This is a genomic window from Paenibacillus sp. W2I17 (assembly GCF_030815985.1).
Classification (GTDB): Bacteria; Bacillota; Bacilli; order Paenibacillales; family Paenibacillaceae; genus Paenibacillus.
The window spans coordinates 2,381,785-2,407,642 of record NZ_JAUSXM010000001.1; the positions used below are offsets into that span (position 1 = coordinate 2,381,785).

The following is a 25,858-nucleotide window of genomic DNA, read 5'->3' on the forward strand; positions in this document are numbered from 1 at the left end:
CTATAACGAAACCACTCTTTAGACCGTAATTGATCCCCATTACCTAATATGCGTTACTATCATCCTCTTATTCTGTTACTTACTTCTGATATGAGTGCCAATTCGACATTCTTTTATTAAAATGCTTCATTTTATCAGGACAAAAGACTCATTATGTAATGTTAACTAACATTATAAGGGCTTATTTTCCTTCAAAACTGCTAAAACCGCTTCTTTTCTATCTCTATCAAAATGAATAATCTTTCATAATCCCTTATAAACAATCATTTTACTCTCATTATCTATGAATGTAACCGATTACTCTGCCATTATCTATGTTTGTCATATTACTTAACATGAAATACAATCAATTTGAAATGATATACATATTCTTCTTAACAAACTTAACATCACACTTACTTGAAGGAGAGTGCTATTCATGAGTAAAACATCCAAACTTCGTCCCTGGGCCGTATGGAGTACCGCAGCTTTAACAGCATTGACCATCTCGTTGTCCCCCATTGGAACCTACGCCGCGCACGCAGCTACGGTAGAGGTGAAAGGCACAACAGGTGCTGTTCAGACAGCAACTACTACCCCAGCTCGCAATACTTCCATTCCCGCAATACCAGACTCTTCCAAGCAATCTGCACTTCCTAATGTATTGGTAATCGGAACTGGCGGAACGATTGCCGGACAATCCGAGGATGCCACCAGCTTCCAGAATTACAAGGCAGGTACACTTCCGATTGGAGAGATGGTAGACGCCTTACCGGATAAACAGAAGATTGCTGATGTTAGCACACTCCAATTTGGAAACTCAGGTTCAGGTTCCTATAGCATGAGCGACCTCTATGACTTGTCGCAGACGGTAGACAAAGCTCTGGCAACGTATGACAGTGTTGTCGTTACCACGGGTACAGATACAATGGAAGAAATCGCTTATTTCCTCGATATGACGGTTCAGAGTGACAAACCTGTCGTGATCACAGGCTCCATGCGTCCATGGACCGTCATCGGTTCTGACGCTCAAGCCAATCTGTACAACGCCATCAAACTTGCAGGCAGTGGTCGTACCACTTCATTCGGCACAGTACTCATGTTGAATGACACAATCCAGCTTGCTCGTGGTGTAACCAAGACAAATGATTATCGGACAGATACGTTTGAAACGCCGATGCTCGGCGCTGTAGGATATATTGATGAAGAAAATATCCGAATCTACCGTGCTCCTGCACGTGCCTTGAAACCTCAAGGCACAGCAAAGCCCGTATTTGATCTAAGTAAAATCACAAAGGCAGATCTGGCCAAAGTAGAAATTGCGATCTCATATCAAGAAGCTGGCGGCGGAGCCATTGAAGGATTCGTGAGCAGCGGTGCCAAAGGAATCGTGACTTCCGGTACCGGAGCTGGCGGTATCTCCAGAGCTATGGGACAAGCTCGTACCAAAGCCATTGAAGAAGGTGTCATCTTTGTGACCACCACTCGGACGGGTTCAGGAAGTGTGTACGGCGGCGGCAAAGGTATCATTGCAGGCGACAACCTGAGTCCACAACAAGCTCGTGTATTATTGATGCTGGGCTTGTCCTTCAGTGATGATTTTGACAACATCAAAAAATGGTTTGAAACGTACGGAACACCTGAAGTATAAATAGAACTACTACAACGATATATCTGTAAACACAAAGAAAGAGACGACACATTTTCGGTCATTCAAAATGTTGTCATCTCTTTCTTTGTATGTTTTCAGAAAACTCCGTACAGGATCACGATCCCCTCACAAACATAAAAGCGTGAGATCGTGTTCCATCGGAGTTTTATCTTTAGGAAATTTCCACTTTTACTTTACCCAAGCAAGTACAAGCCCATCGTAATCGGGCAACATGGTCGTCACCAGACGCGGGTCACTCGCCATCTGTTCATTGAACCGACGAACAGCAAGCACGGCCGGACCCTGCTTGTCCGGATTCAGCGTACGCCCACGCAGGAAACAATTATCACCTACAATGACAGCACCTGGCCGGGCCAGCTTAATGGCATAATCGAGATATACCGGATAATTCTCCTTATCTGCATCAATAAAGAAAAAATCGAATGTGCGACCTTCCTGCTCCAATTGCTCCAGGCTGTCTGCCGCCGGGCCAATGCGGTACTCCACCTTTTCGCCAAAACCGCCTTCTTCCAGATGACCACGCGCCATTGCCGCATATTCCTCTTTCAGTTCCAGCGAAGTCAGGGTTCCATTCTCACGCAAGCCTCGCGCAATGCAGATCCCACTGTAACCGCCCAGCACGCCGATTTCGAGCGCAGCTTCTGCTTTGGATGTCTTCGCTAGAAAAGTGAGCAATCGTCCATACGCTGCAGCAACCGAAACTTCCGGCATACCGTTCGAACGGATAGCCTCTTTCACTTTCAGCAAAAGGTCATCCTCTTGAAATAATTGATTTACATATTCATCAGGGGTCAGATTCACCACTAAAATCCTCCTTGGACACTTGGACTGCTTTCCATATGGATGCCAATGTTCTATAATAAATGTTTGTTATCAACACAGGCGGTTGACTGGTGTATCACCTCGAAAGAGGAGTACATACATTCACCGCATTTCTCATTGTAAGTTTTTTCACGGAAAGCGGCAAGGCCGCGCCGTCACTATACAGCAGAGAGAAGGATATTCCTTTTCCAGCTTGAAATGGAGTTGAAATGAATCACATGGCTCAATTGCAATTGATTGCAACCTCGGCGATGGGACTCGAGGCTGTTGTTGCCCGGGAACTGAAACAACTGGGGTATGAAGATGTTACGATCGACAACGGCCGGGTTTTCTTTACAGGAGATTATATTGATATTTGCCGTTGTAATCTGTGGCTGAGAAGTTCGGATCGCGTATTGGTGAAAATGGGTGAATTCCCTGCCACGACTTTCGACGAATTGTTTGAAGGCACCAAAGCACTGCCTTGGGAAGAGTGGATTCCAGCCGACGGCGAATTCCCTGTAGAGGGTCGTTCTCAAAAATCCCAGTTAAGCAGTGTGCCTGCATCACAAGGGATCGTGAAAAAAGCAATCGTAGAGAAACTGAAGCTGACTTATGACACAGAGTGGTTCCCAGAGGATGGGTCTCGTTATGTGATTGAGGTCATTCTGCTGAACGATCACGCCCTGCTTACTTTAGATACGACGGGACCAGGTCTGCATAAACGGGGTTATCGTAAACTCGTCACCGAAGCACCACTCAAAGAAACACTTGCTGCAGCTCTTATTCAGCTCAGCCGCTGGAATGTATCCCGTCCATTCTATGACCCATGCTGTGGATCAGGCACAATGCTGATCGAAGCCGCTATGATCGGCTGGAACATTGCACCAGGACTTCGTCGGACCTTCAACTCTGAGGACTGGGCTGTCATTCCTGAAGAATTGTGGGAACAGGCGCGCGAAGAAGCATTCGATGCTGTACGTGACGATGTCCCGTTACAAATTTCAGGTAGCGATATTGATCCGGAAGCGATTGAAGTTGCTATGGCAGCGATCAAAAGTGCTGGCTTCGCCAAAGATATTGAAGTCAGCGTCCTGCCCGCTCATCGCGCAAGACCACAGGGTGAATATGGTGTCATCATTACCAATCCCCCATATGGTGAACGCTTGAGTGAAGAAAAAGAAGTTCAGAAGTTGCTCCGCTCATTAGGGCGCAGTTACCTCGACATGCCAACATGGTCCTTTTTTGCAATCACGTCGACCAAAGCTTTTGAGGAGTATTTCGGTCATAAGGCAGACAAACGTCGCAAGTTGTTCAACGGACGAATTGAAACCCAGTACTATCAGTATTTGGGGCCACTGCCCCCACGAAATAAAACACCACAATCTTCATAATTGTTTCGAATCTAAAGTGCTCCTGCCATCCATGGCCGGAGCGCTTTTTTTGTGCGCTTTTCTGGTCATATGAATTCACCGACTTCGGTCTTCGCTTCCGCAGAAATCAATTCTTCTGAGGCATAGTTGAAAACACATGAGGCCACGCTATAATGGATGGAGCCCTATTTTACATTCCGATAACAAAACAACAAAAGCAAGGGGGACATACATATGGTTGTCACTCGGCCTACGCGCAGCTCTATGCCACGCGGGCTTCTAAATCATCCATTAACGTTATATCTTATTTTTCTTGTGCTCATGCTGCTCAAACTCATGTGGCTCCATCACAATCTTCACGCTTATAACATTACGATGGGACTGCTGGATAAAGTCATTGCCATTGGATCTTTACTACTCTTGTCCTTCTGGACCTGGTTGCTGCCACGTAGAGGTATGATCGTGTCTCTCGCGGTGCTTAACCTGCTGCTTACCGCACTAATCTACGCCGATATGGTGTATTATCGCTATTTCCAGGATTTCTTGACCATCCCGGTATTGTTGCAGGCCAGACAAGTTGACGCATTGGGTGACAGCATCGCTACACTGATCTACACAAGTGATCTCTGGTTCTTTGCCGACTGGCTTGTCGTCATTCCGTTCGCAGCTATCGTACTGTTCAGCAGAAGTTACCGTTCGATGCACTCCAGTACATCTGTTACGGGTTACGGGAGTTATTCGTATAACGATGGCAAGGCACGGTTGCGCCGCCGTCTCACGGCTGGCAGCATTGCCCTTGTGCTGGGACTTGGCCTCGCCGTCGGCCCGATTTATTTTTATAGCAAAACATGGGCTAAGGGCCTGTTCGATAACAACTGGTGGAATGTATCCATGTACAATGTGACCGGACTGCTCGCTTTTCACGGTTATGATCTGTACAACTTTGCCAAAGACCATATCGGCTCCGGGCCGCAGGCTGAACCAGCTGATGTTGAGCAAGCAAAAGCGTTCTTCGCTGAAAGGCAAGGAACTGCCCCGCAGAATGATGCCTTGTTTGGCAAGTATAAAGACAGCAATGTGATCATTGTCCAGGGTGAGGCTTTTATGAACTTCATGATTGGCCAGAGCATTGGCGGTCAGGAGATCACACCTTATTTTAATGAACTGATGAAGGAAAGCCAGTATTATAGTCACTTTTATCACCAGACCGGTCAGGGCAGAACGTCAGATGCCGATTTTGGAGCAAACATTTCCCTACATCCACTTCCGGTTGGTTCAGCCTTTGTACGATATGCAGACCATACGTACGATTCCCTCCCTTCCATTCTGAAGGATAATGGGTATAGCACCAACGTATTTCACGCTTATGAGAGTGGATTCTGGATATCGGTACACGATGTATCAGAACATGAAGTATGACAAGTTTTATAGTAAAAATGATTTTGCACAGGATGACCCGCTTGGCTGGTCCCTGTCTGACGAATCCTTTTTCCGCCAATCCGTTGAGAAAATGAGCAGTGAGGTGACCGAACCGTTCTATTCCTTCCTAATCACTCTTACCAGTCACCACCCATACGCCCTGCCTAAAGAGAAACAGCAACTGGATGTAGGCGAGTTCCAGGGGACCATGTTCGGTAACTATCTGCAATCCGTTCATTACGTGGATTCGGCGCTCGGCAAGATGGTGGATGATCTGAAAAATCGGGGATTATGGGAAAATACCATTTTTATGTTCTACGGAGACCACGACAACTCGATCAAGGAACAATCACAATACGAACAGTTCCTGGGACGTTCACTGAACGAACTCGATATGGCTCAGATCATGAACGAGGTGCCTCTGCTCGTGCATTTACCGGACGGAGCAGATGCCGGAACCATCAACGAACCTTCGGGACAACTGGACATCACTCCATCCGTGTTGCATCTGCTCGGCGTGTCCGACCAGTCCTATTATCATATGGGTAACGACGTATATGACGGGTCTGCACGTACGGTTGTGCTGCGTAATGGCGCATTCTCGGATGGTTCTGTATTCTATATCCCATCGGATGATTATATCTACGAGAATGGCGCTTGTTATGACCTGTCAACACGTGACAAAACAGATATCAATGCTTGCCGCCCCGGTCATGATGAAGCAGCCAAGCGATTGCATGTCTCGGACACGGTCATTACCTATGATTTGATTCAGCGCTTTCGAGAGGAAGACAGTTCAACAGCAACATCGCAATGAGCAATATCGTAATGACAAACTAAACAATTACACGAAATGAATTGAATTGGATTTAAAAAGGGGAACTTACATTACATGACATCACTCACTGAACCAATCAATATTGAACAGAAATTGTTCGATGCAGCTGCCAACTTTGTGCAGCAACGTTATCCTCAGGGATGGGGCGGTGCGGGTGCCGTCTATACGGAAGCTGGCTCCCTGCTGATTAGTGTAGCTCCAGAGGTCATCAACGATGCCACGCATCTGTGTATGGAAACAGGAGCTTATCTGGAAGCCCACAAATTGAACGAACACGTCACCCACTCCCTCTGTATCGCTCGTGATGATGAGCATTCAGAATTTAAGGTCCTTACACCTTGCGGTGTATGCCAGGAACGATTATTTTACTGGGGTGAAGAAGTTAAAGCTGCCGTTTACGATCCTTCTGGCCAACTGGTCTTCAAGAGACTGGATGAGATCCAACCGTACCATTGGTCCAAGGCATATCGGGATAAAAAGTAATCTCCTTGCGAATTATAGAAAGTGGCTTTATAATTGTAACCATATTAGTTTCAACTAAAAGGATGATGGAGGTTTTAATAAAATGAATATTGAGATATGGTCTGATTTTCTGTGCCCTTTCTGTTATATCGGCAAACGCCGCCTGGAGAATGTACTGGAACAGTTCCCACACCGTGATGAAGTGAAGCTGCAATTCAAAAGCTTCGAACTTGATCCAAACGCTGCATTGAACCCAGGCAAAACCAATTCGGAATATCTGGCTGCCAAATATAATATGAGCGTGGAACAGGCCAAAGGTATGAATGCACAGATGAATGCCAATGCTCGTACGGCAGGACTGGAATACAATATCGATGCCATGATCCCTACAAACTCCTTCTCAGCTCACCGCTTGACACACTGGGCAGATACACAAGGCAAAGCGCTTGAACTGAGTGAACGGATATTCCAAGCTGTGTTTATTGAAGGTAAACACTCCGGCGACCCTGAAGTGTTGGCTCAGTTAGCAGCAGAAGTCGGCCTGGATCGAGAGGCAGCTACGGCAGTGCTGTCCAGTGATCAATTCACCGACAATGTCCGCGCTGACCAAGCCGAAGGCGAGCAACTCGGCATCCGCGGTGTACCGTTCTTTGTATTCGACCGCAAGTTCGCTGTATCGGGCGCTCAACCTGACGAGGTGTTCCTGGATGCCATTCAAAAAGCATGGGACGATCGTTCCCCATTCACCATGGTTGAATCCAACACAACAGATGCTGATGGCAGCGGAGTCTGCACAGATGACGGATGCGAAGTCCCGAAAAAAAATTAAGCCAATTCACACACACAAAGCAGCAGAATCAGGGGACACTCCCCGATCCTGCTGCTTTTTTTATATACTTACTACTCCAGCTCATTGCATATATTTGTGTTTGATGAACAGTTACTGTGGAGGGGACGGAATCGATTCTGAAGAAGCGAAGCGTTCGCCTGAAAGCTTTCTGCAAGAAAGCTGCATCGGAAGCATAAGCTGTCTCCGAATTTTACCCTCTGAAAAGAGGAATCAAAAAAATTTGGATACAACAGCGATCAAAAGAACGATTACGTAACTGGAACAAACACAAGTAGTTCATCAAACACTTATATTCAATTAGCGTCTACCCATTTAATCCCAGAACAGTTGATCCGGATGTGGACCCGTCCGCTTATCGGAATCCAGCGCATCAATCTGTCTCAACTCATCCGGTGTCAATTCAAAGTCAAAGATATCCGCATTCTCACGAATACGCTCCGGGGTAACCGACTTCGGAATCGTCACAATCTGATTCTGAATGTCCCAGCGCAGAATGATCTGTGCTGGCGTTTTCCCATATTTCTGGGCCAGTGCTTTGAGGGTGGACTCATGGTTCAGCTTGCCTTTCATGATCGGGCTCCAAGCCTCCAGTTGAATTCCTTGCGCCCCGCAGAAATCCTGAAGTTCCTGCTGGATCAGACCCGGATGCAGCTCTACCTGATTTACCGCAGGCACCGTTCCGCCCTCATCTATGATATCTTGCAAATGATGTACTTGAAAATTACTCACACCAATCGCACGGATGCTTCCTTCGCTATATAGACGTTCAAATGCTCTCCACGTCTCCTTATACTGGTCTCTGCCAGGCCAGTGAATTAAGTAAAGATCAATCACATTCAGTCCAAGTGCCTTCTGACTGGCTTCAAATGCTCTCAACGTTGAATCAAATCCCTGATCCTCGTTCCAGAGCTTGGTCGTCACAAACAGTTCGTTACGGGCAACACCACTGCTTGCAATAGCTTGTCCCACTTCTTCCTCATTACCATAGATGGACGCGGTATCAATACTGCGATATCCAACCTCCAAAGCGGTCTCAACCGCCTGTTGTACTTCCTTACCTTTTGCTTTATATGTTCCAAATCCTAGCCATGGCATCGTTACTCCGTTGTTCAGAATCGTACAATCTGTAATATGTTTTGTCATTCTGTACCTCCCGTATGGAATTTTGCCTGCTCTTGTTCTATTAACCTTCTCACAGAATTTTAAGCGACCATTCGACATACTGTCGGAGTAAACCCATGGATCGAGAGTCTTTGCAAAAGATATGAAAAACCCGCAAAGCATTGCTGCCCTGCGGGTTCTGATGTGACAGGAACGTTATATATTCCCTTGACCGTGCTGACTCTGGATTGAATTCAATCGTCTCTTCTCCTCGATGAACATTTCCTCTGCCAACTCAACACCTTGCCCTCCGAGTGAAAGCTCTGCTTGTCGCATTGCCTGCTCCGTATGTGCCAGACGACGTTCCGCCTGTACAATGGTCTGTGCCGTCGGATGAGACAGGGCCTGAGATACAGCATAATGAAGCTTGTTCACCGCATTTTGCGCCTGAGATACGGTGGTATCGGCTTGCAAACTGGAATCATAACGCTTCGGCATGAGTATTCCTCCTTGGGATTATCATGTTCCTGTTACCCCTTTAGGATGGATAACACAAGCCTTCCTTATTCTTCTTTTGTGTTTTTATCGTAACTTTAATTGATTTCGCTACGTTTATGTAGGTAATCATGGCAAATCAGGAGGAATTTATTTGAAGAAAATATTACTGACACTCTGCATGCTGCCCTTGCTCATTTGGGTACAAGGCTGCGCTCCTGCAACATACGAGATAGAAGGATATACAGCGTCATCCATGAACCCAGACATCCCGGTTCCAACCAATGCAAAACTTATTGAAAATATAGCTTATTCCGATCATCCCACTCTTAAAAAAGGGGCTAAGTATGAGCTGAAACATATTGGGGGTGAGCAAGGACTCTACCCGCCAATGGATTATTTTCAGAAGTTAGCTGATACAGGTTGGGTAGAATTGGATGAAGAACGACTTGGAAATGTACACTTCCTGAAAAAGGATATTACCGTCATTGCCATTGAAATTCAAGAAGATTCCTTCCAAATTACTGAAATGGTCCAAGGTGCTATGGAGTAACACATCCTTTCACTGCTACCCAAACGCAAAAAAGGAGAGGCACGTAGCCCCTCCTTTCTGATGTGTGGACAGTTTTCTCCACTCACCTTGTTATATCCTTTACTTCACGAACTTTGCGACTTTGGCGAGCACTTCTTCTTCTGTCGGTGCACTGATATACCGACCGTTGATAAAGACAAATGCTCGTTTCGCGCAAGGACCGCAATAGGATTTGCACCCAATCTTGATCTCCGTGTCTGGAGCCATTTTTTGCAACTTGGGCACAATCGATTTCAGTCGGACATGATTACACTTTTCGCATACGCGGATATCGTTAGCCATGAGTTCCCCTTCTTCGCGCCCTTAGTGGTCGCCGTGATTACCTTGGGACGGATTCGTAATAACAAATCCCTCTTCCGGGAAGTAGAGGTAATCAATTTTAACACCGTTCAACAAAGGCTGATCATTCGCGAGAATGACATCAATCTCTTTATCGGTAGATACAACCGTATCATTTTCTTTTGGTGTGTCGAGATCCAGCCCGTAGTGAGCATGGTCACCATGCGCATGTGTGATGACAACGCGCAGTTTTTTTCCTTCGTTCTCCGGCTTGTCCAATTCAAGCTTCAATACTTTAGCAGCATTACGCGTAATTTTGCAGTTCATTCTCTTCATCTCCTATATTGTAATTGCAGGTTTCAACAATTTCAGCATTCTTAAACTACAGCATCTATTGTAAAGAAAGTTACCGCTCTTCGCAATAACATTGATGCGAATTCAATGTTAAAATGATCCATCGGGCCGCAAATTAAGAAGGTGTCCCCTCCTGAAGCACAGGATATTTACGTTCTGCCCGGCTTACAAACCAGTTCATCAGAATCAAAGTCACCCCGATATCATCAATGGGCATAAACGGCATTACGTCAGGAAGTACCCAGTATAACAGCGCCGGAATAATAAACAACAGCTTTTCTCCCAAAGGAATCTGCGGAGCCCGGAGCAGCCGGGGGAGCCTTTTGAAAACTTGTGTCCATCGTTTGAACGACAGCAGTCTTCTCCACTTCATTTGAATCCCTCCGTATAATTGTATATGTCGCCGAAACGGCACATCCATCATTACCCGTTCAAAAACATTCAGAACGAATGACGTAACATGCCATTATCAAAAATAATAAAAACGGAACGTCGCTCATAGCGTCCGTTCCTGTTATACGAATGATCTACTGTTAAGTTTCACACCATCATAATTCGGGGTCTTGCCTCATTGTCCATTGGATAACAGTTCAGCCAGCAACATTCCCACTTCTATACAGATATCATCAAACTGTTCTACGGGAAGCGGATTAACACCCAATCCAACTTCTACCGTGAAGCCCGGTCTACCGAAATCTTGAATAAACCAGTCCTTGTATCCGGCATCACTGCCACCGAGCTTCACCGCCTTGTAGCCGGAAGCTTTGGCGAGTCTACGCGACAGCGGTCCACTCTCTCTGGGTTCCAGATCACGGTAGTTCCAATAGATCTCCTGTCCCTGACTATGCAGGGATACAACCGCATCAAATGTGTGTTGCCGCGTCCACTGCGCAAGCGCCTGTGCCTCCGGTTCTGTCAATGGCGCTGTCCCTGCATAATCCCTGGGGCCAGGTGAGGTCACACCTCTTCTCGCTGCCTCTTCATCCCAATGGGCTGGAAATTGATCATTCAGATCCACCCCTCTGATGTTGGCCTTCCAATGGGTAAAATGTGATCTGTTGGCATTCCAGGCCAACAACTGCTGTGCATGTGGATGCTGATTGACCACACCTTCCTGAACCAGTTCGACCCCGTCCGGATTTACCATCGGCACGGCCCAGAGTGTCGTCTCTTGCATCCAGCGTTCTGTCTGGTATTGATGCCATGTCCTATGCGCACTATACGCCTCGGCATACTCTTCGATAAACTTCATCAGAACTGCTGTTGTCAACCACTCATTCGCATGAACGGAAGCGTTAACATGGATATGTCTTGACCCTTGCCCAATACGCAAATAAGGCAGCGACTTCCCCATGACACTTGTTCCAATGGACCCCATCTCGATAAACGGGTATTGATTCTCCAGCTTGTCTATATCCCTGATTAATTCTCGATAACCATACTCTCCCTGAATCTTCACAATAGTTTTTCCATTCGAAGCCGGAATATGAATACAGCGACCAACCCAGTCGGTTACATTGGTGATTTCGGGATTGGCTTGGCGCAACTCCTCTTCGCCCAGACCAAATCTGCCTGCAATCTCCCCTACACTTTCTCCGGGCGGCACAGCGTATCTGCGACCTGTCCCGGGGACAATACGCAGCATCTGACCTGCCAGCAAGTATGGCTGGGAAGCCACTTCCGGGTTCAGTGCGGCAAGAAACTCTTTGGTCATATGATGTGCTGACGCAATTCGCGGCAATGTATCTCCCCGCTGAACGATAATCCACTGCAGATCCATGTTGTTCTCCTTTCCACAGGAAAAGACAGGTCTCCTGTCCAGTTCTGACCGATTTCGTGTCTGTAACATATGTATGCAGGTCAGGTTGTCCGTCATGTGACATGAATCATGTTTATCTCCTGTTAATGCATAATGACGACAAAAAATCCCGGAACTTCACAGTTCCGGGATAGTCCACAACCAAAATACATTAATTAAAAGTCTTATTCATGCATATTTTGAGTATAACTATGATAATTGCGTTACCTGCCAGACAACAGGGGTCTTGGAGATCTGCTCCCCCAACCATCGGCGGGTGATATTCTGGAACATTCGCGGGTCACCCGTGCAGAAAAATTGATGCACCGGAGTCTCATCCCCACTGGCCAGCTTTCGCTTATCATATAAAATCGTACTGATTTCACGTGCCGTTTCATCTGCTGAACTGATTAACTTTACTTCCTGTCCCATAACTTCCTGAATCGTGTCCATGAGAAAGGGATAATGCGTACAACCCAGAATAAGACAATCAATTGGCTGTTGTTTGATCTCGCCCAATGATTGTTCCACCGTATGTGTCGTGTGCTCGGAACGAAATTCACCTTGTTCCACCAACGGCACCAGCGCCGGACAAGCTTGACTGACCACATCAATATAGGGGGACAACTGTTTGAGTGCCGATGTATAAGCCCCACTACCTATGGTACCCGTGGTACCAATCACACCAATACGCCCTGTACGTGTCGCTGTGATTGCGGCCCGCGCACCCGGATGTATAACACCAATGACAGGCACATTCACCTTGGCACGGATATACTCCAGCGCGGCTGCTGTTGCTGTGTTACAGGCGATAACGATAACCTTCGGATCGAACTGGATCAAGAAATCAACGATTTGTTCCGTAAATTGTTTTACTTGTTCGGACGAACGGGGTCCGTACGGTGTCCGGGCAGTATCCCCAAAATAAATGATCTTTTCCCGCGGGAGCTGACGCATCACTTCCTTGGCGACGGTCAATCCCCCCACACCGGAGTCTAATATAGCGATTGCTTGCTGCACGAACACACCGCTTCCTTCTTCATTGAATTGGTTCTCAAAACGATTGTTTCTCAGAGCTTTCTTCCTACCGTATGAACATTCCGGCAAAAAGGTACCTACATCTTACCCGATTTCATCGCAGGGTTCAAATTAAATCCACGTGCTACGTCATCTATGTGTGGACACGCAACAAAGCAGGCTCTCCTCTAAATAGAGGAAAGCCTGCTTATCAAGCTTTGCTTAGTTGTCGTCCTTGGACTCATCCGCAGGAAGCTTCGCTACGATATCAATTCCGGGTTCATCCACTGTTTTATCGATATCGTTATCAACAATGGCTGCCGATATGCGAATTTCTTTCCCTTCAGCGCAATTGCGCCAGGATTGAATATCCTGAATCACGACATCTGCGGTCTCTTTAACTTTGGATACGATCTGCGAACTCTGTTCTCCCACGATACCAGCCAGTTCCTGACCTTTCTCCGATACCTGACGAGCACCTTCTGTAATATCCTGACGAAGTTCACGTCCCGATTTCGGCGCCAGCAATAATGCCGTTACTGAACCAACCACGGAGCCAATAAGAGCTCCCCACAACAAACTTTTGTTAGAATCCTTCACGTCACATCTCTCCCTTTACTATTGTTTAAGTACCGGACTAGAAGCAACGGTCTGTCGCTCAGCCATCCGGGCGAATGCCTACTCTGTTGATGCATTATAAGCAGCACAGGCTTGACTTGACACTCCAGATGTTAAAAATAATCTGAACGCCCTTTTTGAATGGATGCAAATGACTTGGCTTAAACTCAGTTCTGACGAGCCGGCTCGAGATCAGCCGCGGCATGCTCATCCCCCGGGTCCAAATCAATCACATATCGTCCAGGTGCAATTAATGCCGCCTGATGTTCACAACGCCAGCGACGTCCACCTGAAGAACCCAGCGTCTGTCCATCTTGCAGAACATCCCCCTGATCAAATATGTAATACGCTGCACCCAGTAAGGTCTGAGCCACCGTATCCGGATCAAGACCGACGAAATGACACTGGACATCAGGTACACCCAGCGCAGATAATCCCACGGTATCCATGACCAACCCGCGTTGTTCCTCTGTACCTCCGGCTTGATACATTCGAACGTTCATGGCTGCATACAAATGTTCCTCACGTTCCTGAGCTTGCGTATATGCTTCCGGTTCAACGAGCTTATCACTGCCATACCAATACAGCGCGTCACAGGTCAAACTCTCCATGATTGCCAGTACAGTCTTCTGAAACAGTTCCAGGCGCTGCTTACGAGGCATGGCTGCCGTGAACATATCATGTATCCGGATGGAGTACCGCGAAGATTCTACAACCTGTCCCACTTCCGGCCAATGCCATGCTTGTTGCAGAGCACCGCCAAAGCGAGCACGATCTGCGATTTCATTCACAGGAAGCATGCAAGTCTGAGCAGGGATATCCCCTTCCTGAAAGGATACCTTATGGTCCAGATGATAGAAGACGAGCATCTCATGCATTTGCCCTCCGCTCTCTTGTTTCACATCCAGTCGGACTTGTCCTGTATGACGAATCATAGCTTCCTGCAAACGCAGGCGATCCACCTCTGGACGTTCCCGGAACAAGAGTTCAACCATATACACCGGATGGAATCCGGAAGGTATTTCATTCGTTTCGTTGCTTTCAGTATTTACTTCATTGAATTCTTTTGATTCATTTGTCATGCGATTTCCCTCATTCCTTACGCTGTCCCTCGGCCTGTGCCGTATTGAAAGGACCAAGTTCTGTTTCCACGTAGGCGCTAACCTGAGTAGTAAAATGTTCAAGTATACTCGGCAACTCTACGCTAAGTGGATGGAGCTCAGACCGCTCCCAACTGTAATAATCCTGCACCAGTGGTTTGCGTAACGTGACAAGCTGACGCAATATCTCATAGGTCGGATTATCAAAAACCTTTTCTTCATAATTAATCTGAATAATATCATCATAACTGCTCGCATCTCTCATGATGAAACCGTCAATCAGATAACTTCCCACATCGGTAACAATCTCGATCGCCAGGTGAAGACAACGTTCCTGTACCATCCCAAGCATGAGACTGCCGTCCCAAGCCTCTGCTGCCCCGCGAAGTCCTTCAGCTACTTCCGGTACAGCAGCAAGCCGGCGGGCAATCTGTTCTCTGTTCACATAATACATTCGTTCACTTCCCGTTCAGTGAGTTATCGGTTCCGTTTCCCTCTTCGCTTAAGCCAGAATATCATCACAGGACAAGCGATTAGAAACACAACAAAAATATATAGGAATTCCATAACGTCTCTTAAATCGCTCATGCAGAGTCCCCTTTATCTCAACGTAGTTTGAATGACAGATCAGATTTCGTAGTCCACTGCAATTGACTGTTCTCTGACTTCGTTCATATACTTGATAACTTCCTGATGAAGCGGGTGTACCTGATACGCCTGGAGATCCTCCAGTGACGCAAACTCCGCCGTGAGTGAAATGTCGAACGATCTCTCCGAGCGAAGCACATCAATCCCGATTTCAAGTGAAACTAGGACATCAATTTTACCTTCCAGATTGCGAAGCACCTGGGCTGCAGCTTCAATACTTTCTGCTGAGCGATCTTTCATTTTGAACAGGACAATATGTTTTATCATCTGGGCAAGCACCTCGTTTAATATAATAGTAGAAATGAATGAATTTTCATGTATCCAAAATATATCATAACGTTCTCTATTACGAAAGGATACTTGGAAACGTTCTCTTGATAAGAAAAACTAATCCGAACCGTTTCCTTTCGATTCGGATTTCTTTTGCGATCCATCCTCCGTCTGTTTCGCTGAGTCATCCTGCAAAGTTTGTCCTGTTTCAGCCTGCTGCTTGATGTTGTCTGGAGTTTGCTGCGGTTTGGCCCATTCACGATTCATCAGATACTCCTGATCTTCCTGTTTCTTCAACACTGCAATGGCCTGTCTGAGCTTTGCAGGCAATGGAAGACCGATTTTGGCATAATTCTCGGTAATCGAAATGAGTTCATTCACCAGATAGAAATAAATAGCTCCGCCTTTGATAAAATCGGTTCCCATGATCAGATCAATTCGGTGGGCAAGCAAAACAACGGTCAGCATGAGCCCTTTGCGAGCAATCCCCCAGAATCCAATGTTGCTATTCAACCCGGTACCCGTTCTTACCGCCGCTGCCAAACCTGTTATATAATCCACAGCCATCGCGACCGCGAGCAGGCTCAGCAACTGATCCCATCCGCCAAAAGCAAACGTAACAAATGCTCCCGAGATGGCAGCAAAGGTATTCACAGATAGATTCACGTCCCTCACCTCTCCCTTACACTTGAGTATCATACAATATATGTAAAAGTGAGAGATTTGACAGGTCACATGTCATGCTGAACACGCGGATTTATCATTTCAGATTTGTGCACATCCTCTTCGCAACAGGGGAACGAAAATCACATACTTTTGGGGAATTCAGGGAAATAAACCGCATCATATCAACAAAAAATAGATAAAAGTTCTTTAGACCTAATAATAAGTAATTAGAACTATATTATTTTTATTCCTGTTCAATTTCTCCCCTCATTTTTAGTGAAACATTGTAATCTAGGAATATACTAGGATGTGAATTGCGCATGGTCTAGTTCGTAGTTCCCTCTTTATCATGAATTGACGCATTGACGCATTTGTAACCGGTAAACCCGGCACTTGAAAGTACCCCGTTGTTTATTGTAGTATTTGGTTAAAAAAAATCGGAGGAAATATGCCTAATCAACCAGAACAACATTCCATCCAGGCGTGGTCTCTGATCAACCGTAAATACTTGGGAAAAGGCGTCCGTGTTAAACGATTCCGAAAACCGACACGCTGTCAAATCCGCAATCGTGTTCTTCTTGCCGTGCTGATGGCCAATGATATCAAGTTGTCCCAGCTTGCTGAAGACCTCTCCATCTCTTCACGCAGTGTCAGTGCGTGGGTATATGAAGGACGGATACCCGGCAGTACCAATTTGGACAAGACTTGCCAATTACTCGGCTACCCACGTCATATTCTCTTCAATGAAGAAGTTGTGCGTAATAGCCCTGTTATATGTCAACCCGAGTCATCTCGCTTCATGAAGCGTACGGTGACCCGTTCTCCGGTTAGTAACCGTATTTTGACAGGCTTGTGTATGGTCCATGATTTGTCGGTGACAGATGTCAGCCACTGGATCGGGGTTCATCCCGGCACTTTCCGCAAATGGCTGCATCAGGGAACACTGCCTTCTGCTGCGTTTCAGGAACAAGCGGAGCAATTTTTCCGTATCCCGAAAACTATTTTGTTCGCAGATGTCATCTTGAAAGATCGTCGCAACAACTAAATAAGCGAACAGCCAAAAGGCTCTGATCTCCTCTTAGGAGGCCAGAGCCTTTTTAAAATGAAATGCATACCTTCTCTCTCGGACTTGAAGCACTGTTCTGGCTATTCCATCAGAAATGTCAGATAACCTACCCTTTTTCGCCTTTTGCACCCAAGGAGAGCCATCACAGCCCGCTACAAGCTAAGTTTATGCATTTCATCATGACCATTCTCTCTAAAAGGTCATCCTAACCTCGTGTTCAACACTTCATTTATATATCTCAACCCCGTATATCGAGGACGAAGCGTATGCGCTGTGTTGAACGCATGTTCCACCATCTCCGGGGTTACACCGAGTTGCTCAGTAGTCACAGGTCCACCTACTTGTTCCAACCATGCGATGAGCTGAGAAGCCTCCGGCAATTGGTCATATATCCCAAACACCGGTTCACCCGATGTCTGTGCAAGTTCTTTATATTTCACCGTAAGCAATGCACAAGCTACGCCAACTTTGGCACCATGCAGAACCGGTCTTTCTCCCGCTTGCATCAGATCCATCTCCAAGATGTGAGACAGATGATGCTCACCTCCGGATGCCGGACGGGAATGGTCAATGATCAGCATGGAGATACCGGAAACAATTAATGCGTCCATTAATACAGCTACTCCCTCTGCTCGCCCCTCCGCAATAGCTTGTACATGATCTATGCAGGTATTCAGCGCTTCTTCTGTCATCCGATAAGCAACTGGACAGAACGGTTCTCCGCCCAGTTCACGAGAAACAATCCAGTCTGCAAGTGAAGTATATTTACCAAGCATATCTCCGAATCCGGCAGCTGTCATCACTTGCGGGGCTTGCTCCAGAATATCCAGATCGGCAAAGATAGCCTCCGGCGGAACAGCCTGAAATGTTTGTTTGACGCCGCTTACAATTAAGGGTGCACCCGCAGAGGTAAACCCATCCACTGAAGCCGCTGTCGGTATCGACAGAAAGGGCTTGTTCATTTTGGAACACACAAATCGCACCAGATCGTGGATGGTACCTGAACCCACAGCGATTACAGCCTGACTTTCCAGTTTTACACCCAACATGACCTGTACAATAGCTGCTTCATCCGCAATGATATCCCCCGTACGATTCTCTGGCAGAGCGATCTCATCCACATTCATTCCCGCTTCGCGAATACTACTCAGCACATCAGATCCGGCCGCCTGAAACGTATGTCGATCATAAACAACCGTCACCTGACGATATCCTTGCTCAGACAAATAACCCGGTAACCTCTGAATGGCCCCAGCTTCCAGATGAATCAGCATATCCACCACCCGGTGTTGATGACCGCAAGCACACTGCTGTGCTTCCTCATTCCATGCTGCAATTCGTTCGTTCATATTCATTCACTCTTACCCTCCCATATGAGATATCATGCATAATTAACGGGTTAAAACCACAAGATAAAAAAGGAAATAAAATGTGATGATTTTCCTGATCACACTTTACTGCCTGTACCCAATATTTGCAAATCCGTATCTCACATTTCCAAGTAGGTGAATCGATGAAATTAACGAAAGAATTAGGAATTTCGCTCGGATTTCTGGCCGGAACCACTTTTGGCAGCGGTATCGCTTTTTTGTTTCGTCTCCAGTCGGTTGAAGTGGTTGCCAGTGTTACGCTATTTGGTATTGCAGGAGCCATTGCCGGGATCATCACGGCAGTCATTCTGCGCCAGCGGCAACATTAGAATGCCAGCAGCTACATGCCAGATTCACACAAATGATCCAAAAAACAAAAATAGGTTCGTGAATTGCCCTAGAGCAACTCACGAACCTTTTTTGTTAGATGCGGTCGAGAGGACTCGAACCTCCACGGGGGGTTAGCCCACACGGACCTGAACCGTGCGCGTCTGCCAATTCCGCCACGACCGCATAATATGTATCTCCTCATCCATCGATGAAAAGCGTTCCGGTGAAGCAATTCCTTGTTTTACCGTAATTCAGAGTATACATGCTCCAAAATAAAAATGCAACTTCTTTTTTTATTCAAGATAGGACATATGTCCTTTTTTATCATCACCAAACACCCTATCGTAGCATTAAACAAATATACCATCCATACGAATGCAAAAATGAAGGAGAGATCCACCTTGAAAACAACCAATCTGTGCTTTATCGGTGCCGGGTTTCATGCATCCACGAATATTTACCCTTCTATTGTTGAAGCCGGAGCACATATCCAGGCCATTGCCACACGCAGTATGGAACGCTCTGAAGCAGCTCTGCTGCGATTTGGCAGCAACGGAAAAGCGTATGACAATGCTCAGCTTATGTTGCAGCAGGAAATCTGTGACGGAGTCGTTGTGGTCGCCCAGCCTGTAGATCAGACCGCTCTTGTCCTTGAATGTATTCGGGCTGGTAAGAATGTATACGTGGATAAGCCACTCGGATGGAATGCAGCGGAAGCCGCCACTGTAGCAGAAGCTGCCGAGCAGGCTGGCGTCGTTGTCATGGTCGGTTTTATGAAACGTTATGCTCCCGTATACATGAAGCTGAAGGAGCTCATTGATAGTGGTTCGCTAGGTAAGGTACGTTCATTCCAGATGAAATTCGCTGTAGACAGTACCCCATTTTGCAAGGATGAGGAACAGTTCATGAAGCTCGCTGCCATTCATATGGTCGATCTGATGCGTTACTTATTCGGAGAAGCAATACGGGTTACAGGCACAACCGTGAAGAATGGGGAACATATTAATCAAAGCATTTCTCTTGTTTTTGAGAATAACGTAGTAGGCAGCGCTTATTTTACCGGCATGAGTGCTTGGTCACGGGAGAGTGAAAGTGTACTCGTCACCTTTGACAACGGATTTGCGTCAGCTGAAGAGATCAACACACTTACTGTTCATCAATCCCGAAGTTCGACCAACCTTGCCTGGAAATCTCTCGAGGAGCAAGATACCGTATATACGCCTTCCGGTTCTCCCATGTCAGGAGCTTATCGTGACCTTTATCTACGCGGGTTTGTTGGTGAAATGGCGCACTTCATCGCGTGTTGCCAAAATCAGACCGCCCCACATTCCAGCGCCAGGGATAATGTTGCAACGATGGCTCTATGTGACTCCATTCTATCGTCACTGAAGTAGCGTATATACGCTCATCATCATATTTTATACATCCAGAGAAGAGCCTGAAACCGGGGCTCTTTTTTTATCTTATAGATATCATCGCATCTGCCTTCGCCTAGAATTAGGGTTTATAATCTTCATCATAAGTGATATGCTCTTTCATGAACTATACGTACTTTATGTAATGTAACCACCCAAATAGATACCATAGAGAAAATCACCGTAAAGTGGAGGTGTATTTATAATGAAAAAGGACGCAACCAAGCTATGTCCCGCGCCATACGGCTGTTCCGTGGAAGTTACCCTCAGTGTGATCGGAGGCAAATGGAAAGGTGCCATTTTATATCATTTATTCTCCGGTCCTTTGAGATTTAACGAGATCCGAAAATTATTTCCTGACATCACCCAGCGTATGCTCACCCTGCAACTTCGAGAGTTGGAAGGCAGCGGAATTGTTCATCGTGAAATATACCCCCAGATCCCACCCAAAGTGGAGTATTCCCTCACACCATTTGGTGAAACGTTACGGCCGATTATCTTCAGCATGCGAGATTGGGGAGAAACGTATACAAATGAGGTTCTGGCCAGATCCTCACAAGAGGTATAAAACACAAAAGAAGCTGCCCCTGGTTTTTAGGGAACAGCTTCTTTGCTTGCTTATTTAATAACCGATTGGATCGTAACCGTACGGTTACGTCCCTCTTCCTTCGCTTGATACAATGCATTATCCGCCAGGTGAAACAGTTCTGTGGATGTTGTGGAGTGCTTCGGATATTCAGCAATTCCAGCCGAGATGGTGACGGAACGATCTATAGGCAATATGCTTTCTTCGACCGTTATTCGGATACGTTCAGCAATCTCAAAAGCCACGTTAGACTCGGAATTTCTTAACAAGACTACAAACTCCTCTCCACCAAACCGAGCGCAGACATCTTCTGGTCGAACAGACAATTGAATGATATTGGCAATGTGTTTCAAGACTTCATCCCCAGCATGATGCCCGAATGTATCATTAATGGACTTGAAGCGGTCGATATCCAGAACAATAATGGAGAACGGCACCTCATCCTGAATCCATTCCTGGATGACTTCTTCGAAGGTTCTGCGATTGTTCATGCCTGTTAAAACATCGGTTCTGGCATCATAGACAAGCTGGTTTGTCTGCTTCCTAAAGTTCGCCAATGCACCAACAACCGTTCGTGTGAGAAGGTCTGCCTCTCTATTCCAGTGAGGTTTCATCACCGGTAAATCCACTTCTCCCTTATCGACCTGATTCACCAAATCAGCCAGCATAGCAAAAGGACTGGCCAGCTTGCGTGCAACCCGAACCACAATAAGGGTCAGGATCAGGAAAGGCACTGAAGTGTACAGCAACAACATACGGATATGATGATTCAACTGATCGTACACCGTTTGTGTTGGAGACACGATTACGACGCCCCAGTCTGTTGATGGAACTTTGTAATAACCTGCAAGCGAATCCACACCTGCCAGGTTTTTGTATTGTTCTTTACCGTTCTCGTTTGCTAACAGCTTTTGCACCACTTCATTTTTACTGACATTTTCACCAATTCGGTTGGTGTTTGGGTGAAATAACAAAGTGCCCTTCTTATCCACAATAAAAAAGTAGGAACCATTACTTGTCTTGAGCTGACTGCCAAAAGACAGGCTCAATATATTATTTTCCTGCAAAAAGATATTTCCACCGATCGTTCCTTGATACTCCCCTGCCGAATCAAAGATCGGTTCACTGACAAATACAATTCTGCGTTTGGTTCTGGGTGTCTGGTACGCTTCGGAGATATAAGAAGCTCTCAATTTAACCGCTTCTTTTGCTGCATTAGAACTAACATGGTGACCTACACTAGCCTGTGAGTAAGGTGAGGTAGACCTGACTACCCCCGCTTTATTTACCAGAGAAACGGAATTGAAAAAATTACTGCTATTGCGAACCAAATCCAATGTGGAATTCAACTCTTTTGTATTGGAGTGATCCATATCCGGGAAATATTGGGCTGCATATTTCAAGCTCTCCTGCATGGAATCAAAAAGCGAATCCAGCGTTTGGCTCATTTGCACAGCGCTTGCATAGTTTAGCGAAAGGGTGTTATCAATGAGTGACTGTTTCTGAGATGTATAGGATGAGATGACCATGAGGGTCAGTGTCATTATAACTGAAATAGTGACCAACCCGCCGAGTAAAGCCGTGAGGCTGATCTTCTTGATATTTTTTATTTTTTTTCGTAATCTCGATCTCTTGATCTGTGCAATCATCGTTTACTTCCCCCGGATTTTCATGAAAAGGCATATTCCTTCTATCTTATACGAAAGTTGTTAAGATCAAATAAAGAGTTTGAGAAATCTTAACAATTACATCGTAAGATTGACGATTTAATGACATTTTACTTTCCCTGGAAGAATCACTGTTCAGGATCGCCCTAATCGACAATGATATATCCTTCTTCTGGCTCTTGTTCAACAAACCCTGCCATCTGACGAACCTGAAATTCGATCGGGTGATGACTACCCATTAAAATGCGATTTTGAACTTCATCCGCTGTTTCTGTAGGTAATGCGAATGCACGTGTATAGGCAAACTGTGCCTGAAGTGTCGTATAGATCGCATTGACAAGCCGATCGTTGCCCGCACGCCCAAACACATTAAGGATCACAGCTCCGTCCGAGTCCAGCTTGTCCTTGACCATGGCAAAAAAATCACTGGATATAAACTGCTCGGGTGTACCCGTTGCCGTAAAGGCATCAATAATAATATAATCATATGTCGCAGCGGCTTCCTGGCCTAATAATTCACGACCATCCCCAATGAGCACAGGACTTCCCTCATATCCAAAGAAGGTTTGGCTCAACTCCACGACCTCTGCGTCAAGCTCAGCCACTTTTACCTGACGATCAGACAAGTAGGTTGGCAATGTGCCAATACCATGTCCCACCACAAATACGGTATCAAAATCAGGATCATTCCGTTCCATTAGATGCACCATCGCTCTCGGATACTCCAACACCATCCGGTTAGGCTCATCCAGATCCATGGCTCCCTGCACAGCTGCGTTGGAGAATTCTAATACACGAAACTGGCCCTTCTCTCCATATAGCTTTTTGGTATCATATACCGTCAGCTCATGCTGTTCACTTTTATTCCGATACAGAACTCTCACTAACCGTTCTCCCTTCAATCTCTTACGCCTATTCGACATATACCTTCATTCTATTACACGGGATGACAACATTCCACCCTATACTTGAAAGATCATAGTACAACAAAAAAACCGTTCCGACTCAACCGGAAACGGCCTTTTGATGAACCATTTAACACTCCTAAGACCCTATGGCCTCATGCAGAGCCTGGACATATGCTACACCCAGATTAGAGAGAGAAGTACTCTTGTGGCTTATCCACCCTACATTAATGGATTCCTCACATTCCAGCGGTACAGGAATTATTTCGTTTCCGTTCAGATCAGCGCTAAGTACACCCGTAGAGATCGTATAACCATTCAGACCAATCAACAGGTTAAACAATGTTGCGCGGTCATTGACCTGTATGCTTTTGGGGTGAGATAACGTACTCAGGATCTCTTCGGAAAAATGAAAGGAATTGTACTCTCCCTGATCAAATGACAAGTACGGATAATCCTGCAGTTGCTCGATTGCAACCGACTCCTGCTTCGCCAGCGGGTTCTTCACACTGATAAAGATATGGGGCTTGGCTGTGAACAGGCTCGTGAAAACCAATCCCGCATCTTTTAACAATTTGTTAATGACCTTGGCATTGAACTCATTCAAATACAGGATGCCAATTTCACTGCGCAGGCTTTTCACGTCCTGAATAATTTCGTAGGTCTTTGTCTCCCGAAGCGCCAACTCGTATTCATCCTGACCATACTGCTGTACCAGACGAACAAAGGCATTCACCGCAAACGCATAATGCTGCGTCGATACGGAGAAGTGCTGCGGGGATGGCTTGGCGTTCAGATAACGATTCTCCAGCAATTCAGCTTGTTCTACCACCTGACGTGCATAACTCAGAAACTCAACGCCTTCTTTAGACAGAGATATCCCCTTATTGGTACGTTCAAAAATAGTAATTCGCAACTCCTGCTCCAGATCCCGAATGGCATTCGAAAGGCTGGGTTGCGAGATAAACAACCTTTTGGCTGCTTCATTCATGGAACCGCGCGTGGCAACTTCGATCACATATTTTAGTTGTTGTAATGTCACTGCACTATTCCTCTTTTCGTATCAATTGAACCTATTATATACCAAAAGAGGATCCGAGCTTAAGCCATGCTTGCTGTCGGTCTGACTACAATCTCATTTACGTCCACCTCTGCCGGCTGGCTAATGGCAAACAAGATACTTTGTGCAATCGCCGAGGCGGGAATGGATATGCGCCGATACTCTTTCATGAGATCACGTGCTTCTTCATCAGAAATCGTATCCGCGAGTTCCGATTCCGTCACGCCTGGTGATACAAGGGTTACACGGATATCTCCGCCTACTTCCTGTCGCAACCCCTCCGAGATGGCGCGAACCGCGTATTTGGTTGCACAATACACCGCTGCCGTTGGTGACACGGCATAGGCTCCAATAGAGGCGATATTAATAAACTGGCCGAAACCCTGCTTTTTCATGACTGGTAGTCCAGCCGCAATGCCATGCAGAACCCCACGAATGTTAACATCTATCATGTGATTCCACTCATCTACTTTTAACGATTCAAGGGGAGATAGGGGCATGACTCCAGCGTTATTTAAAATAACATCGATACGTCCATAGCGAGTTTGAGCGAGGTCAACGATCGTTTGCACCTCTTCCAATCTGGCAACATCCAGCGAATGATACTCCACCGATCCGCCTTCCAAACGAATGGAAGAGGCCAATGCCTCCAAACGTTCCATACGTCTAGCTCCAATAACTACATGTGCTCCATGCTGTGCAAGCAATCGAGCTGTTGACTCACCAATTCCACTACTCGCACCGGTAATCACAACAACTTTCCCTTTTACATTGGACATATTAAATCGCTCCTTATTTAGTTGTTATTGTACATTTTCTCTATACAAAATCATGCCTGCATGGTACAAAACGCCGTCCCTGAAGTCTCCATCCGCTGTAAATCCCGTATCATCCACGTATTCTATATGTTTCCCATGAACAACATAGCGACCCTGATACGCACTTTGCCGATCTCCTCTCGCTTCATCATATCTACCGGAAGGAAGAAGTTCGTGTCTGATATATCCATCCTTCGTAACCCACATCCCCACATACGGGTGTTTTGGTTCTTGTTGGTCACCCATTGAATTGCGCTCCATTGTTTCTCACCCCTCTCTGCTTCAAAAGATTCCGTTGCTTATCTCCAT

At 46.2% G+C, this 25,858-nt stretch carries 27 protein-coding genes, 1 tRNA gene and 2 pseudogenes; 10 read left to right on the top strand and 20 right to left on the bottom strand.

Features of this window, described 5'->3' with window-relative positions; genetic code table 11:
- The first annotated feature begins 418 nt into the window (after positions 1-418).
- Positions 419-1,630, top strand: coding sequence for an asparaginase (locus QF041_RS10390; RefSeq protein ID WP_307413926.1), 1,212 nt, complete (start codon positions 419-421; stop codon positions 1,628-1,630).
- Between the two features lie 189 nt (positions 1,631-1,819).
- Here the strand turns inward: QF041_RS10390 and QF041_RS10395 are convergent, their stop codons facing one another.
- Entirely contained in the window at positions 1,820-2,452 is a 633-nt protein-coding gene (locus tag QF041_RS10395; protein WP_036610944.1) for an O-methyltransferase, read from the bottom strand.
- 239 nt (positions 2,453-2,691) lie between these two features.
- Between QF041_RS10395 and QF041_RS10400 the strand changes: the two genes are divergently transcribed.
- The 4 genes and pseudogenes from QF041_RS10400 (at position 2,692) to QF041_RS10420 (ending at position 7,373) form a co-directional block, all read left to right on the top strand.
- Positions 2,692-3,846, top strand: coding sequence for a THUMP domain-containing class I SAM-dependent RNA methyltransferase (locus QF041_RS10400; RefSeq protein ID WP_307413928.1), 1,155 nt, complete (start codon positions 2,692-2,694; stop codon positions 3,844-3,846).
- A gap of 213 nt (positions 3,847-4,059) precedes the next feature.
- Positions 4,060-6,061: pseudogene (locus QF041_RS31255) on the top strand (LTA synthase family protein).
- 75 nt (positions 6,062-6,136) lie between these two features.
- Positions 6,137-6,565, top strand: a complete 429-nt coding sequence (locus QF041_RS10415; RefSeq protein ID WP_307413932.1) for a cytidine deaminase — start codon at positions 6,137-6,139, stop codon at positions 6,563-6,565.
- Positions 6,566-6,647: 82 nt separating this feature from the next.
- The gene (locus QF041_RS10420; protein ID WP_307413934.1) at positions 6,648-7,373 is read left to right on the top strand and encodes a DsbA family oxidoreductase; all 726 of its coding nucleotides are present in this window, start codon (positions 6,648-6,650) and stop codon (positions 7,371-7,373) included.
- Between the two features lie 333 nt (positions 7,374-7,706).
- On the opposite strand, the gene QF041_RS10425 is transcribed toward QF041_RS10420, so the two are convergent.
- Positions 7,707-8,537, bottom strand: a complete 831-nt coding sequence (locus tag QF041_RS10425) for an aldo/keto reductase (RefSeq protein ID WP_307413935.1) — start codon at positions 8,535-8,537, stop codon at positions 7,707-7,709.
- A 174-nt stretch (positions 8,538-8,711) separates the two neighbouring features.
- Positions 8,712-8,993, bottom strand: a complete 282-nt coding sequence (locus QF041_RS10430; protein ID WP_307413937.1) for a hypothetical protein — start codon at positions 8,991-8,993, stop codon at positions 8,712-8,714.
- A gap of 151 nt (positions 8,994-9,144) precedes the next feature.
- Between QF041_RS10430 and QF041_RS10435 the strand changes: the two genes are divergently transcribed.
- Positions 9,145-9,543: a hypothetical protein gene (locus QF041_RS10435; protein WP_307413938.1), complete on the top strand. Its 399-nt coding sequence runs from the start codon at positions 9,145-9,147 to the stop codon at positions 9,541-9,543.
- A gap of 99 nt (positions 9,544-9,642) precedes the next feature.
- Here QF041_RS10435 and QF041_RS10440 read toward each other — a convergent pair whose 3' ends face one another.
- From QF041_RS10440 to QF041_RS10485, 10 genes and pseudogenes are all read right to left on the bottom strand, one after another.
- On the bottom strand, positions 9,643-9,864 hold the full coding sequence (locus QF041_RS10440) for a YuzB family protein (protein ID WP_017689421.1): 222 nt from the start codon (positions 9,862-9,864) through the stop codon (positions 9,643-9,645).
- A 21-nt stretch (positions 9,865-9,885) separates the two neighbouring features.
- The gene (locus tag QF041_RS10445) at positions 9,886-10,188 is read right to left on the bottom strand and encodes a heme biosynthesis protein HemY (RefSeq protein WP_036670085.1); all 303 of its coding nucleotides are present in this window, start codon (positions 10,186-10,188) and stop codon (positions 9,886-9,888) included.
- Between the two features lie 142 nt (positions 10,189-10,330).
- Complete coding sequence (locus tag QF041_RS10450) at positions 10,331-10,588, bottom strand: hypothetical protein (protein ID WP_036670081.1); 258 nt, start codon at positions 10,586-10,588, stop codon at positions 10,331-10,333.
- A 195-nt stretch (positions 10,589-10,783) separates the two neighbouring features.
- The gene (locus tag QF041_RS10455; protein WP_373461328.1) at positions 10,784-11,995 is read right to left on the bottom strand and encodes a M14 family zinc carboxypeptidase; all 1,212 of its coding nucleotides are present in this window, start codon (positions 11,993-11,995) and stop codon (positions 10,784-10,786) included.
- Positions 11,996-12,223: 228 nt separating this feature from the next.
- Positions 12,224-13,033, bottom strand: a complete 810-nt coding sequence (racE, locus tag QF041_RS10460; RefSeq protein WP_076209504.1) for a glutamate racemase — start codon at positions 13,031-13,033, stop codon at positions 12,224-12,226.
- Positions 13,034-13,252: 219 nt separating this feature from the next.
- Positions 13,253-13,630 (bottom strand): YtxH domain-containing protein, encoded by a 378-nt coding sequence (locus QF041_RS10465; protein ID WP_017689426.1) that lies wholly within the window; start codon positions 13,628-13,630, stop codon positions 13,253-13,255.
- A gap of 185 nt (positions 13,631-13,815) precedes the next feature.
- Positions 13,816-14,730: a DUF4261 domain-containing protein gene (locus QF041_RS10470; RefSeq protein ID WP_307413941.1), complete on the bottom strand. Its 915-nt coding sequence runs from the start codon at positions 14,728-14,730 to the stop codon at positions 13,816-13,818.
- Between the two features lie 10 nt (positions 14,731-14,740).
- Positions 14,741-15,202: a DUF86 domain-containing protein gene (locus QF041_RS10475; RefSeq protein WP_307413943.1), complete on the bottom strand. Its 462-nt coding sequence runs from the start codon at positions 15,200-15,202 to the stop codon at positions 14,741-14,743.
- Positions 15,203-15,375: 173 nt separating this feature from the next.
- Positions 15,376-15,663 carry a Dabb family protein gene (locus tag QF041_RS10480; protein ID WP_017689429.1) on the bottom strand — a complete coding sequence of 96 codons (288 nt, stop codon included), beginning with the start codon at positions 15,661-15,663 and terminating at the stop codon, positions 15,376-15,378.
- A gap of 285 nt (positions 15,664-15,948) precedes the next feature.
- Positions 15,949-16,365 (bottom strand): annotated as a pseudogene (locus QF041_RS10485) (phage holin family protein); the annotation flags it as partial.
- 415 nt (positions 16,366-16,780) lie between these two features.
- Between QF041_RS10485 and QF041_RS10490 the strand changes: the two are divergent.
- Entirely contained in the window at positions 16,781-17,377 is a 597-nt protein-coding gene (locus tag QF041_RS10490) for a helix-turn-helix domain-containing protein (RefSeq protein WP_017689431.1), read from the top strand.
- Between the two features lie 221 nt (positions 17,378-17,598).
- Here the strand turns inward: QF041_RS10490 and QF041_RS10495 are convergent, their stop codons facing one another.
- Complete coding sequence (locus tag QF041_RS10495; RefSeq protein ID WP_307413945.1) at positions 17,599-18,753, bottom strand: sn-glycerol-1-phosphate dehydrogenase; 1,155 nt, start codon at positions 18,751-18,753, stop codon at positions 17,599-17,601.
- 158 nt (positions 18,754-18,911) lie between these two features.
- Between QF041_RS10495 and QF041_RS10500 the strand changes: the two genes are divergently transcribed.
- Positions 18,912-19,097, top strand: coding sequence for a hypothetical protein (locus QF041_RS10500; protein WP_036609735.1), 186 nt, complete (start codon positions 18,912-18,914; stop codon positions 19,095-19,097).
- A 99-nt stretch (positions 19,098-19,196) separates the two neighbouring features.
- Here QF041_RS10500 and QF041_RS10505 read toward each other — a convergent pair.
- Positions 19,197-19,281, bottom strand: a tRNA-Leu gene (locus tag QF041_RS10505).
- 218 nt (positions 19,282-19,499) lie between these two features.
- On the opposite strand from QF041_RS10505, the gene QF041_RS10510 reads away from it, so the two are divergent.
- Positions 19,500-20,492, top strand: coding sequence for a Gfo/Idh/MocA family protein (locus tag QF041_RS10510; protein WP_307413948.1), 993 nt, complete (start codon positions 19,500-19,502; stop codon positions 20,490-20,492).
- Between the two features lie 226 nt (positions 20,493-20,718).
- Positions 20,719-21,081 carry a winged helix-turn-helix transcriptional regulator gene (locus QF041_RS10515; RefSeq protein ID WP_017689435.1) on the top strand — a complete coding sequence of 121 codons (363 nt, stop codon included), beginning with the start codon at positions 20,719-20,721 and terminating at the stop codon, positions 21,079-21,081.
- A 50-nt stretch (positions 21,082-21,131) separates the two neighbouring features.
- Here the strand turns inward: QF041_RS10515 and QF041_RS10520 are convergent, their stop codons facing one another.
- The 5 genes from QF041_RS10520 to QF041_RS10540 all read right to left on the bottom strand — a co-directional run bounded on the left by QF041_RS10520 (position 21,132) and on the right by QF041_RS10540 (position 25,810).
- Positions 21,132-22,748 carry a sensor domain-containing diguanylate cyclase gene (locus tag QF041_RS10520; protein WP_307413950.1) on the bottom strand — a complete coding sequence of 539 codons (1,617 nt, stop codon included), beginning with the start codon at positions 22,746-22,748 and terminating at the stop codon, positions 21,132-21,134.
- 164 nt (positions 22,749-22,912) lie between these two features.
- Positions 22,913-23,650, bottom strand: a complete 738-nt coding sequence (locus tag QF041_RS10525) for a spermidine synthase (protein WP_307413952.1) — start codon at positions 23,648-23,650, stop codon at positions 22,913-22,915.
- A gap of 160 nt (positions 23,651-23,810) precedes the next feature.
- Positions 23,811-24,713 (bottom strand): LysR family transcriptional regulator, encoded by a 903-nt coding sequence (locus tag QF041_RS10530; RefSeq protein WP_076209057.1) that lies wholly within the window; start codon positions 24,711-24,713, stop codon positions 23,811-23,813.
- A gap of 59 nt (positions 24,714-24,772) precedes the next feature.
- Positions 24,773-25,510 (bottom strand): SDR family oxidoreductase, encoded by a 738-nt coding sequence (locus QF041_RS10535; RefSeq protein WP_307413955.1) that lies wholly within the window; start codon positions 25,508-25,510, stop codon positions 24,773-24,775.
- A 24-nt stretch (positions 25,511-25,534) separates the two neighbouring features.
- Positions 25,535-25,810: an Atu4866 domain-containing protein gene (locus QF041_RS10540; protein ID WP_307413957.1), complete on the bottom strand. Its 276-nt coding sequence runs from the start codon at positions 25,808-25,810 to the stop codon at positions 25,535-25,537.
- Positions 25,811-25,858: the final 48 nt, after the last annotated feature.

Excerpts from the sequence above, each read along its gene's own strand:
- QF041_RS10390 (WP_307413926.1), top strand. The coding sequence starts at position 419 with ATGAGTAAAACATCCAAACTTCGTCCCTGGGCCGTATGGAGTACCGCA.
- QF041_RS10400 (WP_307413928.1), top strand. The coding sequence starts at position 2,692 with ATGGCTCAATTGCAATTGATTGCAACCTCGGCGATGGGACTCGAGGCT.
- QF041_RS10415 (WP_307413932.1), top strand. The coding sequence starts at position 6,137 with ATGACATCACTCACTGAACCAATCAATATTGAACAGAAATTGTTCGAT.
- QF041_RS10420 (WP_307413934.1), top strand. The coding sequence starts at position 6,648 with ATGAATATTGAGATATGGTCTGATTTTCTGTGCCCTTTCTGTTATATC.
- QF041_RS10425 (WP_307413935.1), bottom strand. The coding sequence starts at position 8,537 with ATGACAAAACATATTACAGATTGTACGATTCTGAACAACGGAGTAACG.
- QF041_RS10430 (WP_307413937.1), bottom strand. The coding sequence starts at position 8,993 with ATGCCGAAGCGTTATGATTCCAGTTTGCAAGCCGATACCACCGTATCT.
- QF041_RS10440 (WP_017689421.1), bottom strand. The coding sequence starts at position 9,864 with ATGGCTAACGATATCCGCGTATGCGAAAAGTGTAATCATGTCCGACTG.
- QF041_RS10445 (WP_036670085.1), bottom strand. The coding sequence starts at position 10,188 with ATGAACTGCAAAATTACGCGTAATGCTGCTAAAGTATTGAAGCTTGAA.
- QF041_RS10450 (WP_036670081.1), bottom strand. The coding sequence starts at position 10,588 with ATGAAGTGGAGAAGACTGCTGTCGTTCAAACGATGGACACAAGTTTTC.
- QF041_RS10455 (WP_373461328.1), bottom strand. The coding sequence starts at position 11,995 with ATGGATCTGCAGTGGATTATCGTTCAGCGGGGAGATACATTGCCGCGA.
- QF041_RS10470 (WP_307413941.1), bottom strand. The coding sequence starts at position 14,730 with ATGACAAATGAATCAAAAGAATTCAATGAAGTAAATACTGAAAGCAAC.
- QF041_RS10475 (WP_307413943.1), bottom strand. The coding sequence starts at position 15,202 with ATGTATTATGTGAACAGAGAACAGATTGCCCGCCGGCTTGCTGCTGTA.
- QF041_RS10480 (WP_017689429.1), bottom strand. The coding sequence starts at position 15,663 with ATGATAAAACATATTGTCCTGTTCAAAATGAAAGATCGCTCAGCAGAA.
- QF041_RS10490 (WP_017689431.1), top strand. The coding sequence starts at position 16,781 with ATGCCTAATCAACCAGAACAACATTCCATCCAGGCGTGGTCTCTGATC.
- QF041_RS10495 (WP_307413945.1), bottom strand. The coding sequence starts at position 18,753 with ATGAATATGAACGAACGAATTGCAGCATGGAATGAGGAAGCACAGCAG.
- QF041_RS10500 (WP_036609735.1), top strand. The coding sequence starts at position 18,912 with ATGAAATTAACGAAAGAATTAGGAATTTCGCTCGGATTTCTGGCCGGA.
- QF041_RS10515 (WP_017689435.1), top strand. The coding sequence starts at position 20,719 with ATGAAAAAGGACGCAACCAAGCTATGTCCCGCGCCATACGGCTGTTCC.
- QF041_RS10520 (WP_307413950.1), bottom strand. The coding sequence starts at position 22,748 with ATGATTGCACAGATCAAGAGATCGAGATTACGAAAAAAAATAAAAAAT.
- QF041_RS10535 (WP_307413955.1), bottom strand. The coding sequence starts at position 25,510 with ATGTCCAATGTAAAAGGGAAAGTTGTTGTGATTACCGGTGCGAGTAGT.
- QF041_RS10540 (WP_307413957.1), bottom strand. The coding sequence starts at position 25,810 with ATGGAGCGCAATTCAATGGGTGACCAACAAGAACCAAAACACCCGTAT.